Source organism: Vreelandella lionensis, assembly GCF_002087295.1.
Classification (GTDB): domain Bacteria; phylum Pseudomonadota; class Gammaproteobacteria; order Pseudomonadales; family Halomonadaceae; genus Vreelandella; species Vreelandella lionensis.
The window spans coordinates 13,849-29,483 of record NZ_MWVI01000083.1; the positions used below are offsets into that span (position 1 = coordinate 13,849).

13 protein-coding genes and 5 pseudogenes are annotated in these 15,635 nt (G+C 57.3%); 7 read left to right on the forward strand and 11 right to left on the reverse strand.

What is annotated here, in order from left to right; translation table 11 throughout:
- Positions 1-61: 61 nt before the first annotated feature.
- Positions 62-820, forward strand: coding sequence for a glutaredoxin (locus B4967_RS11675; protein ID WP_083025356.1), 759 nt, complete (start codon positions 62-64; stop codon positions 818-820).
- A gap of 6 nt (positions 821-826) precedes the next feature.
- Here the strand turns inward: B4967_RS11675 and B4967_RS11680 are convergent, their stop codons facing one another.
- Entirely contained in the window at positions 827-1,207 is a 381-nt protein-coding gene (locus tag B4967_RS11680; RefSeq protein WP_083025358.1) for a DUF423 domain-containing protein, read from the reverse strand.
- A gap of 142 nt (positions 1,208-1,349) precedes the next feature.
- Between B4967_RS11680 and thiS the strand changes: the two genes are divergently transcribed.
- The 3 genes and pseudogenes from thiS (at position 1,350) to trmB (ending at position 3,156) form a co-directional block, all read left to right on the forward strand.
- Positions 1,350-1,571 (forward strand): sulfur carrier protein ThiS, encoded by a 222-nt coding sequence (gene thiS / locus B4967_RS11685; RefSeq protein ID WP_083025360.1) that lies wholly within the window; start codon positions 1,350-1,352, stop codon positions 1,569-1,571.
- A gap of 27 nt (positions 1,572-1,598) precedes the next feature.
- Complete coding sequence (locus B4967_RS11690) at positions 1,599-2,393, forward strand: thiazole synthase (RefSeq protein ID WP_083025362.1); 795 nt, start codon at positions 1,599-1,601, stop codon at positions 2,391-2,393.
- Positions 2,394-2,405: 12 nt separating this feature from the next.
- A pseudogene (gene trmB, locus B4967_RS11695) lies at positions 2,406-3,156 on the forward strand (tRNA (guanosine(46)-N7)-methyltransferase TrmB).
- 3 nt (positions 3,157-3,159) lie between these two features.
- On the opposite strand, the gene B4967_RS11700 reads toward trmB, so the two are convergent.
- The 3 genes and pseudogenes from B4967_RS11700 to B4967_RS11710 form a co-directional block, all read right to left on the reverse strand.
- The gene (locus B4967_RS11700) at positions 3,160-3,762 is read right to left on the reverse strand and encodes a glutathione S-transferase family protein (RefSeq protein WP_083025363.1); all 603 of its coding nucleotides are present in this window, start codon (positions 3,760-3,762) and stop codon (positions 3,160-3,162) included.
- Positions 3,763-3,780: 18 nt separating this feature from the next.
- A pseudogene (locus B4967_RS11705) lies at positions 3,781-4,783 on the reverse strand (2-hydroxyacid dehydrogenase).
- Positions 4,784-5,089: 306 nt separating this feature from the next.
- Positions 5,090-6,006, reverse strand: a pseudogene (locus tag B4967_RS11710) (AEC family transporter).
- A gap of 122 nt (positions 6,007-6,128) precedes the next feature.
- Between B4967_RS11710 and B4967_RS11715 the strand changes: the two are divergent.
- Together B4967_RS11715 and B4967_RS11720 are read left to right on the forward strand one after the other, a co-directional pair.
- Positions 6,129-6,794 carry a hypothetical protein gene (locus B4967_RS11715; RefSeq protein WP_243470543.1) on the forward strand — a complete coding sequence of 222 codons (666 nt, stop codon included), beginning with the start codon at positions 6,129-6,131 and terminating at the stop codon, positions 6,792-6,794.
- Positions 6,775-7,242, forward strand: a complete 468-nt coding sequence (locus B4967_RS11720) for an SCO family protein (protein WP_243470544.1) — start codon at positions 6,775-6,777, stop codon at positions 7,240-7,242. Before B4967_RS11715 ends, B4967_RS11720 begins: the two co-directional genes overlap by 20 nt.
- A gap of 39 nt (positions 7,243-7,281) precedes the next feature.
- Here the strand turns inward: B4967_RS11720 and B4967_RS11725 are convergent, their stop codons facing one another.
- The 7 genes and pseudogenes from B4967_RS11725 to B4967_RS11755 form a co-directional block, all read right to left on the reverse strand.
- On the reverse strand, positions 7,282-8,349 hold the full coding sequence (locus tag B4967_RS11725; protein WP_083025367.1) for an alpha/beta hydrolase family protein: 1,068 nt from the start codon (positions 8,347-8,349) through the stop codon (positions 7,282-7,284).
- 3 nt (positions 8,350-8,352) lie between these two features.
- Positions 8,353-9,034 (reverse strand): annotated as a pseudogene (locus B4967_RS11730) (FKBP-type peptidyl-prolyl cis-trans isomerase N-terminal domain-containing protein).
- 151 nt (positions 9,035-9,185) lie between these two features.
- The gene (locus B4967_RS11735; protein WP_054640748.1) at positions 9,186-9,629 is read right to left on the reverse strand and encodes a universal stress protein; all 444 of its coding nucleotides are present in this window, start codon (positions 9,627-9,629) and stop codon (positions 9,186-9,188) included.
- A 21-nt stretch (positions 9,630-9,650) separates the two neighbouring features.
- Positions 9,651-10,934: a TRAP transporter large permease gene (locus B4967_RS11740; RefSeq protein WP_083025369.1), complete on the reverse strand. Its 1,284-nt coding sequence runs from the start codon at positions 10,932-10,934 to the stop codon at positions 9,651-9,653.
- A gap of 28 nt (positions 10,935-10,962) precedes the next feature.
- A complete protein-coding gene (locus tag B4967_RS11745) occupies positions 10,963-11,541 on the reverse strand; it encodes a TRAP transporter small permease (RefSeq protein WP_083025371.1) in 579 nt (192 codons plus the stop codon).
- A gap of 302 nt (positions 11,542-11,843) precedes the next feature.
- Positions 11,844-12,902, reverse strand: coding sequence for a TRAP transporter substrate-binding protein (locus tag B4967_RS11750; protein WP_083025373.1), 1,059 nt, complete (start codon positions 12,900-12,902; stop codon positions 11,844-11,846).
- Positions 12,903-13,087: 185 nt separating this feature from the next.
- Positions 13,088-13,660 carry a TIGR02444 family protein gene (locus tag B4967_RS11755; RefSeq protein ID WP_083025375.1) on the reverse strand — a complete coding sequence of 191 codons (573 nt, stop codon included), beginning with the start codon at positions 13,658-13,660 and terminating at the stop codon, positions 13,088-13,090.
- Between the two features lie 29 nt (positions 13,661-13,689).
- Between B4967_RS11755 and B4967_RS11760 the strand changes: the two are divergent.
- Positions 13,690-15,634, forward strand: a pseudogene (locus B4967_RS11760) (ATP-binding cassette domain-containing protein).
- The last annotated feature ends 1 nt before the right edge of the window (position 15,635 follow it).

Below are 15,635 nucleotides of genomic sequence, written 5' to 3' on the forward strand. Positions count from 1 at the left end.
TGGGCGGCACTGGGTTCTACGCTAAAGGTTGGACGTTGATCGCAAGACGACAAGGAGGCTGATGATGGCAGCAACGACCCACCACACCGCACAGGTGTATCGGATGAAAACCGCCGAGCACATGTGCCCGTTCGGCTTGAAGACCGTCGACCTGCTCAGGCGCAAAGGCTACGCGGTGGATGACCACACCCTCACCTCACGCGAGGAAATCGACACCTTCAAGGCGCGAGAAGATGTCGATACCACGCCGCAGGTGTATATCGATGGGGAGCGTATCGGCGGCTACGAAGAAGTGCGCGAACACTTGGGTATGAGCGTTCCCAATGCCAAAGAGACTACCTACCGCCCGGTGCTGGCCATTTTTGCCGTCGCGCTATTAATAGGTCTGGCGATGAGCTGGGCAACTCAGGGCACGCTGCTCACGGCGCGCATGCCAGAGTTTGCCGTGGCAACCGCGATGGTGCTGCTGGGCCTGCAGAAGCTGCAGGATATCGAAAGCTTCAGCACCATGTTCCTCAACTACGACCTGCTCGCCCAACGCTACGTGCCCTATAGCTACGTTTACCCCTACGCCGAAACCGCCGCCGGGCTGTTGATGCTGGCTGGCACGCTGATTTGGGTAGCCGCGCCGCTGGCACTGTTCGTCGGCACCGTGGGCGCAGTGTCGGTGTTTAAAGCGGTTTACATCGATAAGCGCGAACTCAAGTGCGCCTGCGTGGGAGGCAACAGCAACGTACCGCTCGGCTTTGTGTCGCTCACTGAAAATCTGGTGATGATCGGCATGGGCTTATGGATGCCATTGCGCCTACTGCTGGGCTAGCGTCGATTAAGAGCGGCTTAGCAGCGCCGTGACGCCCAAGGCCAGCCAGCCGGCCATCAGCAGCAGCCCGCCAATCGGCGTCACGATACCTACGCTCAAACCGGCCAGCGCCATCAGGTAGAGCGAACCGGCAAAGGCCAGTACGCCTAACGCCCATAAGGCGAGTACGACCTGCTGGCCGGGGTGTGAGTAGTGGCTGCGCCAAGCAAGCACCGCCAGCATGGCCAGCGTGTGCCACGCTTGGTAGCGCACGCCGGTTTCCACGATATCCACCATGGCAGCGCTGGTGCGTGCCGCTAACCCGTGGGCGGCGTAAGCCCCCAGCATCACCATGGTTGCCCCTAAAAGCGCCACCACACACCACCACAGCTTGTCGATTCGCTGCACGCCCTACTCCTTTTCACCTATGTTGGCGGCGCATCGCCACCCCGTTAATCATTGAGATATTCACCCCGCTGCATACCTTGCACGGGTCGAAACCGCTACAATAGAGGCCGTTTTGCCTCATCCACCAGGGTGCTTACTGTTTATGTCTACCCCCAATGAGTCGATACAGCTTACGCTCAACGGCGAACCCTACGCCATGACCGCTGGCCTCACCGCTGCTGACTTGGTCGAGCAGCTTGGCCTGGGCGGGCGTCGTATCGCTGTCGAAATCAACGAACAGATTGTGCCCAAGAGCCAACTGGCCGCGACCCCGCTGGGCGCAGGCGACCAGATCGAAGTGGTCCACGCCATTGGCGGCGGCTAGCTGCCGGTGCTTTTTCAAGGAATCGCTATGACGCAACTGACTGATACACCGTTCACCATTGCCGGACGTGATTTTAGCTCCCGCCTGTTAGTGGGTACCGGCAAGTACAAAGACTTTACCGAAACCGGTGCTGCCATTGCCCAGAGCGGTGCCGAAATCGTCACCTTTGCCGTGCGCCGTACCAACCTTGGCCAAGATGCCGATGCGCCGAACCTGCTCGACGTCATCTCGCCCAGGCAGTACACCCTGTTGCCCAATACCGCTGGCTGCTACAACGCGAAAGATGCCGTGCGCACCTGCCGCTTGGCCCGCGAACTGCTGGACGGCCACAACCTCGTCAAGCTGGAAGTGCTCGGCGATGACCATACGCTCTACCCCAACGTGGTCGAGACGCTCAAAGCTGCCGAGACCCTGCTGGCCGACGGTTTCGACGTGATGGTGTACACCAGCGATGACCCGATTGTGGCACGCGAGCTGGAAGCCATGGGCTGCTGCGCCATCATGCCGCTGGGCTCATTGATTGGCTCGGGCCACGGCATTCAAAACCCGCATAACGTTCGCCTCATCGTAGAGCAGAGCAGCGTGCCGGTCCTGGTGGATGCAGGCATTGGTACGGCCTCCGATGCCGCCATGGCCATGGAGCTTGGCTGCGACGGCGTGCTGCTCAACAGCGCCATTGCCCACGCCCGCGACCCGCTGCGCATGGCCAACGCCATGAAGCTCGCCGTCGAGGCTGGCCGCGATGCGTTCTTGGCAGGCCGCATGCCGCGCCGCCAAAGCGCCGACCCCTCTTCGCCTTTTGCAGGCCGAATCAACGGCTGATACAGAGACACCATGACCGATACGAACGACACCGCGCCCGAGAGCAACACCACCGGCCCCGAAAGTGCCGATGCGCCGCTGCACCGCCGTGGCATTAAAAGCTATGTGATTCGCGCCGGGCGCATGACCCAAGCCCAACAAAGCGGCCTGGAAGACGTATGGCCGCGCCTGGGGCTGACCATTGCCGATGGTCGCCAGGATTTAGACGCCCTGTTCGGCCGCCAAGCCCCCCGCGTGGTGGAAATTGGCTTTGGTATGGGTAACTCGCTGATCGAGCAGGCTGAAACTCATCCCGATACCGACTTTATCGGCATCGAAGTGCACGCCCCCGGCGTTGGTAAACTGCTCGATGAAGTGGATAAACGCGGCCTGACCAACCTGCGCGTTTACCGTGAAGACGCCCTGGCGGTACTGGAGCAGTGTCTGCCCGAAGGCTCGCTGACCACACTGCAGCTATTCTTCCCCGACCCGTGGCCGAAGAAGAAGCACCACAAGCGGCGCATTGTCCAGCCTGCGTTCGTGGAGCTGATTCGCACGCGCCTCAAGCCCGGCGGCACGTTCCACATGGCCACCGATTGGGAAGCCTACGCCGAGTGGATGGCGGAAGTGATGGAAGCCGCCCCCGGCTACGCCAACACCGCTACCGCCGAAGACCGCGCCTTACGTGCCCCGCCCGGCTTTCCGACCGCTCACCAAGTTTGAAGCCCGCGGTGAAAAGCTCGGCCACGGCGTGTGGGATCTGATTTACCGGCGGGAAGCGTAACGCTTACTCAAACGCCGTTAGCGCAAAGCTGTCGCACTCGGTCACCTTCGCACACCACGCCTGCAGCCGTGGAAAGCGGTTCGGCCAATCAAAGGCCGGTAAGCGAAAGCTGAGGTACGCCAGGGCGACAGCGACCACAATCGACCCAAGCGTGCGCTGGGTATGACCGGCCAGCACGCTAGGGTGCGCTTCCAGCGTCACCAGCGTGCGCTCAATCGCTTTTAACCGTCGGCTTCCTAACAGCGTCTCATCCACGTCGGGCCCGCCATGCTTGCGGCCAATCACCACGTTGAACGCCGCCTCCATCAAGCCCTGCCCCAACCCCGCCAGCGCCAGGGTTTCCGCTAAACCATCTGCCGGTAGCAGCTTCGCGCCTTCGCCCACGGCATCCAGATAGTGGGCAATCAGCAGCGATTCGGTCAGCACCTCGCCTCCTTCCGTCACCAGCGTCGGAATACGACTCAGCGGGGTAATCTTTAAAAGCTCGCTATCCGCCGCCCAGGGGTCGCACCAGCAAAGCTCCGTGCGCTCCATTAGCCCTTTTTCATACAGGCATACCCGCACGACGCGGGCGTAAGGTGAAGAAGTATTGAGATAGAGCTGCATAGAGGCCTCACTGCTCTGTTACTTGCGCTTATCGTAAACCACCCGATGCAGCTTGCCGCTACCACTTTCGAAGGCATCGATATTGGCGAGAGTCGTCTCGGCAATATTGGTTAGCGCCTCCTGGGTGAAAAAAGCCTGATGGCCGGTGATAAGCACGTTGTGGAAGGTTGTTAGGCGCATGAACCGGTCATCGTCGATCACCTGATGGGAGTGGTCCTCAAAGAAGAGTTGCTCCTCCTCTTCGTATACGTCCAACCCTAAGTAGCCAATATGGCCACTTTTGAGACCGGCGATGACGGCTTGGGTATCCACTACCCGCCCACGGCCGGTGTTAATAAGCATCACTCCCCGCTTCATTTGGGCAATGGCGATCGCGTTAATCAGGTGGCGGGTGTCAGCCGTGAGCGGGCAGTGCAGGGAAATAATATCCGCGTGGGCATAGAGCGTTTCTAACGGCACATACTCCACAAACGCTTTCGCTTCAGGGTTTGGGTAAGGGTCGTAGGCCACAATGCGGCAGCCAAAACCGTGCATGATGTCGGCAAAGATGAGACCGATATGGCCCGTTCCCAATGACTCCCACGGTTTTGCCGTGTAGATCGAACCCCAGCAAACCATCAAGGGCAAAGTTACCTTCCCGCACTCGGTTATAAGCTCGAAAGGTCATGCGATTCAGGCTCATCACCAGCGCTACTGCGTGCTCTGCTACGGCGTGGGGCGAATAGGCAGGCACCCGTACTACCGTCATCCCCAGCCGCTGCGCCGCTTCTAGATCCACGTGATTAAACCCGGCCGAACGCAGCGCCACTAGCCGCGTACCGCCTTGATGAAGCTGCTCCATCACCGCCGCATCCAGGTGGTCATTCACAAACGCGCAGACGCACTCAAACCCGACGGCGAGCGGTGCGGTCTCGACGGTGAGCCGCGCATCAAAAAAGCTCAGCGTATGGCGCCCTGCGGCGTTGGCGCGGGTCAGAAACGTTTGGTCGTAAGGCTTAGCGCTAAACACAGCGATGCGCATGGCGAAGACTCCTAGCAATGGTGTCATCAGGATAGGCGAAGAACCCCTATTATCTGCACAAACATTGCGAGTAAGACTTGGCTGGAATCAACAAAAGGCGTTCTAGAAAAAAGAAAGCCGCTCCAAGGGGAGCGGCAAAAGACCGTGACTAGCAATGAGAGGGAGAAGCCATGACAGGGTACCGGCGCTGAACTGCCTAGTCGCTGTCGTGGTTGCCAGCGGCTCATCAAACGCTGACAAACACAATATAATCATTCTCATTTACCCCGTCAACACAAATGCGAATACTTTTTATTTATTTTTATATCAGCTGACTAATTTGAGCCAAAACGGCAGCGTCAGCATGGCAAGCAGTGTTTGCCCGGTGATAATGGCCGCCATTAATTCCGCATCGCCGCCCAGCTGGCGGGCAAGGATGTATGCCGAGGTGGCCGTGGGTAGCGCAGCAAACAGCAGCGCGACGTCCCGGCTGACGGGGTCGAGCCCCAGTAGCCACGCTAACAGCAGTACACATGCTGGCATGCACAGTAGCTTAATGGCGTTAGTAGCAATCACCCCTCGGTCAATACGCAGCAGCGCCATGGGCTTAAGCGCGACCCCCACGGCCACCAGTCCCAGCGGTAGTGCTGCGCGTCCCAGTAACGTGACGGTATCTTCGCTCCAGCCGGGCAGGCCAACGCCGCTAAGATTCAGCCCAAATCCCTGCCAAGCAAGCCAAAATCAGCGGATTTTTCGCCAGCGCTAGCGCGCTTTTACCCAGGCTTGCGCGACCCAGCGTGCCCGCCGGCCACAAAGCTGGCCACGCACATAACGTTCACCACGGGCACCATCAGCGCCACGGCGACCGCAGCCGTTGTGGCCCCCAGCGAGCCGTGCAGCGCGGCGGCCCCCGCTACGCCCACATAGGTATTAAAGCGCACGGCACCTTGAAACACCGAGGTGAATGCCGCCGGGCTGAGCTGTAACCAGGCTCGAAAATGCCACAGTACAAGGCCAAACAGCGCCATTGCCCCCAGCAATGCCAGCGCCAACCGGCCAACGGGCACTTGGCTCACATCGGCTGTCGCCAGCGTGCCCACCAGCATGGCAGGGAACAGCACAAAGTAGATAAACCGCTCCATTTGCGCCCAAAAATCGAGGCTAGGCCAGCGCCCATACCCCATGGCTGCACCCAATAAAATCAATAAAAACAGCGGCCCTAATGCCCCGGTAATGCTCTCCATTGTTCTTCCTTATTAAGTGCGACATCCCAGCACAGCGACATCTACGGGATAGCTGTTACCATGAAACGCATACCATGTAATAAATTTCCCCGCCTTATGGCCTGCGTAGCGACTATTCTGCCATGAAGAATTTGCCTAAACCTGTCGATGTTACGGGTTTTCCAGCGCTGAAAGTGTTTATCCTGGTGACTGGCCTCGCGCTGGCCGCGTGCACATGGTATGTGTTCGCTAACTGGCTTCGTGCCGATAGCGATATCGTGTGGTTCTCTCCTAGCGGCGAATGCAACTTGCATATGACCCCCTGTTCGACAACGCTGGGGGACAGAGGCCGTCTTACGTTAGCCATTGATGCCGATGGCCGTATCGAGGCGCTTGAAGTGCTGCCCTTGGATGTCGAGGTGGAGGGCATCACCCCCCGCCAAGTGACGGTGGATTTTGTTGGCCGCGATATGGATATGGGGTTAAACCGCTTTGCGCTTACCACCACCGCGCCCGGACACTTTCATGGCCAGGGCCAAGTGGGCGTTTGCACGCAAGAGGTGATGCCGTGGCGCGCTAGGGTTATTCTGGAGACGCCTGCGGTAAGCTGGGTAGCTGGTTCGATTTCAATGTTAAAAGGAGTTAAGCGCATGGCAGCCTCCATAAAACGCAAAGCCGCTTTGGCTTGGCCTAGCCCTGTTAGGCGTGCTAGTGGTGGCGGCCACCCTGGGCCTTTACCAGCTAGGCGTCGGCCAGGAGAGCGACGAACCGCAGGGCGGCCCTATCGCAATGCCCTCTACCCAGGGTGACTTCTCCCTTACCCAGCTAGGCGATGATGAAATTGCCATTATCTCCTTTGGCTACACTTACTGCCCCGATGTCTGCCCCATGAATCAGGCGGTCAAACGCCAAGCCCTGGCTCAATTGAGCGATGCTCAACGTGAGCGGGTTGTGCCTGTCATGATTACGGTCGACCCAGAGCGCGATACGCTCGACCGGATGAGCGAATATATGCAATTCTTCGGCAGTGAGTTTATCGGCTTAGTGGGAAGCCAAGAACAGCTTACCGATGTGGCTGAGCGTTACGGGGTGATTTGGCGGCGGGTAGAAGCGCCGGAATCGGCCATGGCGTATACCATCGACCACAGCGCTTCGCTGTTTTTGGTCAACCGTGAAGGGGAAATATTGCAGCGGGTGCTCTACTCTCCAAAGCCCCACGGGGTAGTATCGGCGCTGGAAAGCGAGCTTGGCAGCTAACGCTAAAAGGGGAACCTTAATAAGTTAGCTGCCATGTGGTTACTCAGCCGTTGCGGCTTTGTTAGCAGTTGCCGATTGTAGCTGATCCAACATCGCCATCAGCGCCTGTGTCTGGGTGCCATCGCGAGTATCGTGCAGCGGATTGATCTGCCACGTACTCTCAGCAAAGCCCCACCAGTCCCAGCACGCTTGCGGGTTGGCCATGCTGCTCTCTGCCTGTGGGTAAAGTACCACCTGACCATGTTCCGCCGCCCAGCGGTTTAAGCCGCTGTAGCGAACAAAGGTGTCGTCGATGGCCTCCGCGTTCATCTGGCAGCCGTGCAGCGCCACCGTTACCGGGCAGCCGCCCGCCTCACATGCCTCTGGTACGAACACATAACCGGTATCGGCAAAGCCCTTCGCTGCAAAGTCGGACTGGTCAAAAGCTAACAGCTCGCCTTCGCTGGCGTTCGTCTCACGCTCGGGATAGAGCCAAGCCATCATCTCACCGGCCACGTCTTCTCCACACGCCAGCACATGACTGCCGCCGCCGTTGTGACAATCGCCCAAAGACTGCGGGTCAATAGGGGCGTCTTTTGGCATCGCTACCGGCCAGCCGTGCCCGGTGTTTGCCCGCTGAACGTAGCGCAGTTGCTGCTCAGGGCTTTCCAGCCAGCCCTGCCACTGCTGAGCCAGCAGATCTCCTAACGCAGGCGACACCGTCTCGTCCGCATCGCCATGCCACACAAAAGCTCGTAGCTGGCTTAGTGCGTCTTGGCTGCCTACTTGGTCTAATGAAAGATAGCGCTCATGCCGCTGTTCCAGTTCATCCAGCGATGGGAGCCCGCGGCGTGTCATCATGCACTGGTTCAGGGCTAGGCTTAATGCCCCTTGAGCGCACCCCCATGGGCCTGCGGCTAGCACGCCCACACCGCTAAAGCGCTCAGGCCAAGCAACTGCCAACTGAGAGGCCATATAGCCGCCAGAAGAGACTCCTACCACGCTGGCTTGGTCGCTAGCAGCGCCCAGCGCAGGTAGGCCGGGCGCCTCTTCCTGGGCGTGGGCAGCGGCGCTGCCCAAAAGAATAAGCGCAGCCATGAGACGGCGCTGATGAACGGCTATGCCCATGGCTTATTCAATGCCTAGCAGTTCAACGCGGAACGTGAGCATTTCATTCGGGCCAATGGGGCCTTGGCCGCGTTCGCCATACGCAAGATCAGCAGGAATATAGAGCATCCAGCTATCGCCAACGCTCATCAGTTGCAGGGCTTCTTGCCAGCCTTCGATCACTTGGTTGACCTGGAAGCTAACCGACTCACCGCGCTCGAAGGAACTATCAAATACGGTACCGTCGAGCAGCATGCCTTCGTAGTTCACCTCTACGTGTCTTCTGCGCCGGGCGTTGCGCCGTCGCCAGACTCAAGCACTTCGTACTGCAAGCCAGACTCGGTTACTTCGACTTCATCCCGCTCAGCGTTTTCTGCCAGGAAGTTTTGTCCTTCTTCAAGATTCGTCTGCGCCAGCTCGGCGGCTTGCTGTTCACGCGCTTCCATTGAACTCTCTTGGAAAGCCATTAGCGCTTCCATCATCTCTTCTTCGTTCATCGCCAGCTCGTTGCCATCGAAGACATCGCGCATACCGTCGGTGAATGCATCAATATCGCGAGATCTTCAATATCTGCCTGCATGCTTTCGCCCAGCGTAACACCCAGGCTGTAAGCCAAGCGCTGCTCGTCGGTTTCCGGGGCGGCGGCGGCAAACGGCGCTACCAGCAGAAGGCCAGTCAGCGCGGTAGAAGAGAGTAGTGCTTTCATGGAAAAAACCTTATCCAGCGGCGCAGTGCGCCATATGTTTTTGGGTGCCTCAAAGACTAACACCCGCCGCTTCAGGCTGCATTACCTGAAACGGCGGGTGTTAGTCAGACCACAATGATGCCTAGAGGTTTAGCCAGTGCTACCGCGTACGTTACACCACCAGCGTTGGGCAGTGGGCGGCCCCGGCAACACGCTGGGACACACTGCCCAGCAGCAGATTTTTCTCACCGTTCGTGCCCTGAGCGCCAATCACAATCAGGTCGCACTCCCGTTTACGGGCAAAGCGTACAATTGTGCGGGAGGGTCGTCCTCCTTTCACAAAGGCACGTACTCGCATGCTATCCGCCCCTAACTCAATGGCGTGGGACTTAGCATGTACAGCAATTTCCGTGGCGTACTCTTTGAGCGCATCATCGGGGATATCCAGCCTATTGGGGCGCACCATAGAGAGCGACGCTTCCAATAGGCTGTGGTGCTTAAATACGCACAGCAGGTACAGCTCTGCACCAGTGAGCATATGCAGGCCAACGGCTTTCTCTAGCGCTTTGATGGCCCCCTTGGAGCCATCGACCGGGACCAAAATGCGATTAAACATCCGCATTCTCCTTGTGACTGCTTAACGGAAGGCAACATCACGCAGGAACAGCGCAATTTGCGGGAACATAATCAGCAGCGCCGCCGCCAAAATCAGCATAAAGATAAACGGTGGCGTGCCTTTGATCACCTCCCAGTAGGGGCGCTTAAAGATTGCAATGGCGGTAAAGATATCGCAGCCAAACGGTGGCGTTGCCGAACCTATCGCCACCTGCAAGGTAATCAGAATACCCACCAGTACGGGGTCTAGCCCGGTGGCCGCAATCGCCGGTGCAAAGATAGGTGTCAGCACCAGAATCACCACGATAGGGTCAACGAACATACAGGCCACAAAGAACGAAATACAGATAGCGATCAGTACGCCCGTTGGCCCGGCGTCATTCACGCCCACGGCCTCCAGGATAGCCTGGGGTATCTGCGCAAAAGAGATAACCCAGGAGAACCCATTGCCTACGGCCACCAGTATAAATACCACGGCGGTAATCAGGCCGGTGGATTTGGCGATTGCGTAGATATCGTGCATTTTCAGCGAGCGGAACACCACAAACTCTAACAGCACCGCGTACAGCACACAGGCGGCCGCCGCTTCGGTGGGGCTAAAAATACCGCCGTAAATACCACCCACGATAATCACCGGGAAACCCAGCGGCCAGAGCGCTTTTTGCACGGCGGTGGCCCGCTCTTTCCAACTGGCGCGCTCTTCGGTAGGAACATCTTTTACGATGGCGTAAACGATGCAGTAGGCAGAGAACATAAACAGTATTAACAGGCCCGGCCCAATCCCGGCGATAAACAGCTCGCCAATCGAGGTACCGGAAATCACCCCGTAAATAATCATGCCGATGCTGGGTGGGATCAAAAAGGCAATGTCACTGGCATTAATAATCAGCGCCAGCGTAAAGGGATCAGAGTAGCCCGCCTTTAACATCTTCGGACGCAGCGGAGACCCCACGGCCACCACGGTGGCTTGAGTAGAACCAGATACTGCCCCAAACAGCGTACAAGAAGCGGCAGTACTCACCGCCAGCCCGCCTTTAATATGGCCAATAAACGACATCACCATATCAATCAGGCGGTTCGCGGATTGCCCACGAGTCATAATATCGGCGGCCAGAATAAACATCGGCACGGCGATCAGCGAGGCAGGGCGAATGCCCGCCATCATCTGCTGAATCAGCGTATCCATTTGGCCAAAGCCGTTAAACATCATATAGAAGCCAATCACCGCGGCGGTGATCAGCGGGATCATCATTGGAAAGCCCAGCAGCAGCAGGGCAATCATGGTGACTACCATTATCGTCGTCATAGCGTTCCCCTAGGGTGCAATCCCTGCTTTACACTTCTGTTTCGGTATCTTTGTAGCCGTCCACAACCCCAGTCGAGAGATACACGTCTCGGGTCGACAGGTTTTTAATCGCGGTCAGCATGTACTGAATCCCGGTAATCAAAAAGCCCATGGGCACCCAGATATAAATAATCCATACCGGCAAACCTAGCGACGGCAGCACGCGCCCTTTGCTATACAGGTCGAGGATGTACACCACCGAGTAATAAAGTAGGAAAAACATCACCAGCGCAGTGAAGAACGCAATGCCGATCATCAATACTTTACGGCCACCCACCGGCAGCGCATCGTAAATCGCCGACATCCGAATATGACGACCGTGGCGGGCAGCGTAACCAATGCCCGCAAAGGTAATCATGATAATCAAGATACGGTTCAGCTCACCTGAGAACATAATGCTATTGCCGAATACAAAGCGGGCAACCACGTTGGTGACCGTATTCAGCGCCATTAGCAAAACCCCCATCGCCAGTATCACTGACTCGATTTTGCTAATTGCAGTGTCGATCACTCCCAAAAACCCGGGCAAACCGGACCGGTAGTTCTTTTCGGACTCTTCTTCGGTCATGGCCGTTCTCCTTTAAACGCAGCGTGGTCGCTTGCTATCTCAGCGTAGCGACTCTCCCATCACTGACCACCGAACGGAGTATGTTCGGCCTTGCTTCATTTTGTAGCGTAACGGGTAATGACTCTTTTCGCTTCAACGCTGGAATGTACGTAGATTTTTCTGTGTTACGCCGCCGAGGTACACATTTTTTCGTGGTGGGCCGAGCTGCGCCGATGAACCCACTCACCTGCAGGGCACTTTGGCAACAAAAAAGGGGCAGCGCTGGCTGCCCCTTATGACGTTACTTGATTAACGTAAAAGCGCTAACCCATTAGGAGTCCGCTGTTAACGGCTTCAAGGTCCGCCTTGAACTGCTGCAACAGCTCTTCACCGCGATCGCCCGTCATTTCGAGGAACGCTTCCTCAACCTGCGGCGCACGCTCACGGAACGCTTGGATCTGCTCTTCGTTCAGGCGCGTGACGGTGACTTCATCAGATGCTTCCTGAATCTTGGCGAGTGCTTCGTCGGCCAGACCTTTGATGTGCTCAATGGTGTGGTCGTAAGCCGCGTTGGAGGCTTCCTGCACCAGCTCTTTATCTTCGTCAGACAGGCCTTCGTAGAAGTCCTGGTTGGCCATCATGGCAGTGGTAAACCAGCCATGACCGGTAAAGGTCAGGTGCGGAGATACTTCATACAGACCGCCGGATTCGATCCAGAAAATCGGGTTTTCCTGACCATCGATAATGCCGGTCTGCAGGCCACCGTAAACTTCACCCCAGGGCAGCGGCGTCGGCGTCGCACCAAAGGCGTCGTAGGTTTCCGACAGCAGCGGGTTGGTCATGGTACGGATTTTCTTATTATCCATATCTTCCGGCGAGCTGATCGGCTCGTCGGTAGTGACTACCATTTCACCCTCTGGGTACATCTTCAGCAGCTCAAGTCCCTGTTCCGCATAAAGCTCCGGGAACATTTCATTGATCGCTTTACTCTCGTCGAAGAACGTGAGGACTGTTTCTTCGTCGGTCGGCAGCAGGTAAGGAATAAAAAAGATCTGGGCTTCTGGAATCAGTGCACCAGTAAAACCAGGCGACTGGTTAACAAACTGGAGAATGCCGTTCTGAGTCTGCTCCATGATGTCATCAGACTCACCCAGCTCACCAAAGCGGTAAACTTGTACAGAGTGGTCGGAGTTCTCTTCGATATACTCTTTAAACGCGTAAGCGAACACATCCTGCACGTCGCCTTCGTACTCTTCGTGGGCATAACGCCAGTTATCCGCCTGGGCAGTGGCGCTTAGGCCTAACAGCAGAGCACCTACGCTTGCCGTAGTGATTAATTTGGTGGTAACGGAACGAGTTGAAACTAATTTGCTTGCCTTCATGCAGAGTTCCCCTAGCAGTGGTAAGCGCGCCATATGAGAGCGCAAGAATCTAATTTTTGTCTATCCCGTGCTGCTTCACTTTCAGGCTCAGCCGCTAACACGCAGAAACACCATTCATTGCTGTGGGCTAGCGGGCGAAATAAGCGGTGTCAACGCGGGTTAATCAAAAACTGCTTAACTTCAGGCTAGCGTGGTGACTCACAGCGGTCAAGCTGGCTTGCTAAGGCCAAAAAAGCTGATTGTATGTCTTCGCGCACGCGTGAGGCTTGCGACGAAAAATTGTCAAGTGGTAGCAAAAACAGCGTATCTTGCAGCCACTGTGCAATATTGTGCTGGTTTATGCTGCCTTTTATTACACTCACTTCCTGCTCCGATGAGAGTAACGCCCACTGTTGCCAACGTTGAAGGTTTTCACGTTCGGCTTGAATTTCAGCGGTTTGTAGCGTTTTACGCAGCGTGCTGATGGATTCGCTCTGTGCGGCTTGGGGTTTTAACCCTCGGCGCAGTTGGCGCAGCGGGGCCGTCACCTGCTGCTGCCAGCGGCATCGCTCCTCACGTATCGCCTTCAGTGGGCCGGGCTCAGCAGCTAAGCCATGCTCATAAAGCCAACAGTGAAACAGCAGCTCGCACACATCCACGCCTGCCTCATCTTGCAAGATGAGGCAGGCGTCCTCTACGCCAGGCTTTGCATAAAGCGCTAAGGCAAAATCCCACAGCGGCCTCTGCTGCAAGCGCTGCAATCGGTTAGAATCGCGCATTGGTTTACCCACTTTTTTCGGGAGAAAACATGATCGCACTGCGCCAAGTCGCCCTGCAACGGGGCACGCAAACGCTCCTAGAAAGCGCCGACCTTACGCTACATAACGGCGTGAAGGCCGGCATTATTGGGGCCAACGGTGCCGGTAAGTCGAGCCTGTTTAAACTCCTATTGGGCGAGCTGGGGCCCGATCAGGGCGATGTGGAGATGAGCGGCGGCCAGCGAATTGCCCACATGGCCCAGGAAGTGGAGGCGCTGGATCGCCCCATTGTGGAGTATGTGTTAGACGGCGATTACGCCTTGCGCCAAGCTGAAGCCGACCTGCTAGCCGCCCGCGAAGCCGATAACGCGCATCGCGAGGCCGAGCTCCATGGGCTGATCGAAACCCTGGATGGTTACACTGCCGAGTCTCGGGCATCACAGCTCCTGGTCGGGCTCGGCTTTGTTCAGGCGGACCTTAAGCGACCTCTATCGGACTTTTCCGGCGGTTGGCGAATGCGGGTAAATCTTGCCCGGACGCTGTTTATGCCTTCCGACTTGTTGCTGCTGGATGAGCCGACCAACCACCTGGACCTAGACGCCCTGCTTTGGCTGGAGCAGTGGCTCACCCGCTACCCCGGCACGCTGCTGCTGATTTCTCACGACCGCGACTTTCTGGATGCTGTATGCGACCACATCGTGCATATGCATCACCAAACGCTAGAGCTTTACCGGGGCAACTACTCTCGCTTTGAGCGCACGCGGGCCGAAAAGCTCGCGCTGCAACAGGCTGAAGCGGCCAAGCAGCAGGCCCGCCGTGAAGAGATTGAACGTTTTATTGCCCGCTTTCGCGCTCAGGCAACAAAAGCCAAGCAGGCGCAAAGCCGGGTAAAAATGCTAGAACGCATGGGGGATATCGCCGTCGCCCACACGGACTCCCCTTTCCACTTCACCTTGCCTGCCGCTGATAAAACGTCGCACCCGCTGCTGGTGCTGGACCAAGCCACCCTTGGCTATCGCGCCGAAGCGGGCGATGTCGCTCAGTTAGAGAAGGTCAACATTACGCTACTCCCCGGGAGCCGTATCGGCTTATTAGGTCCGAACGGTGCGGGTAAATCGACCCTGATCAAGTCACTCACGGGCGAGCTTGAGCTGTTAGAAGGCAAACGCGTACCCGGTGAACATTTAGCCATTGGTTATTTTGCTCAGCATCAGTTAGAAAGCCTGGACGTGACCACCACGCCCTTTGTGCATGTACAACGCCTCTCTCCCACAGCAAGTGATCAAGAAATTCGCAACTTCCTAGGTGGCTTTGGCTTCAAAGGCGATGACGCCTTTGCGAGGTGGCCACTTACTCTGGCGGTGAGAAAGCACGCCTGGCACTTGCACTCGTGGCCTGGCAAAAGCCCAACCTGCTGCTGCTCGATGAGCTCACTAACCACTTGGATCTGGAAATGCGCGAAGCGCTGACCGGGGCGCTGGCAAGCTTTGAGGGCACGGTCATTTTGGTATCCACGACCGGCACCTGCTGCGTGCCACAGTGGATGAGTTTTGGCGTGGGGCCGACCACCGGGTTGAGCCCTTCGACGGCGACTTGGAGGATTACCGGGTTTGGCTCAAAGCGCGCCGGGAAGAGAACCGCCGAGACGCCCGTAGCGAAAAGAGCGATCGCCAGAGCCAACAGCCCAGCGGTGACCGTAAAGCTGCCCGCAAAGCAGCAGCGGAGCTGCGCGAAAAGCTGCGCCCACTGAAAAAAGAGCGCGACCAGGCGGAAAAGAGCATGGAAAAAGCGCAGCAGGCACTTGAGGAAGTAGAAGCGGTACTCGCCGACCCCGAGCTCTACACCGACAGCACCCGCAAGGCAGAGCTGACCCAAGCACTCGCCAAGCAGGCGGAGATTAAAGCGCGCCTGGATGCCGCCGAGCAGACATGGCTCGCCGCAGAAGAGGCGTTAGAGGCCATGGAAGCCGAGCTGCTGGCCAGCGAAAACGCCTGAT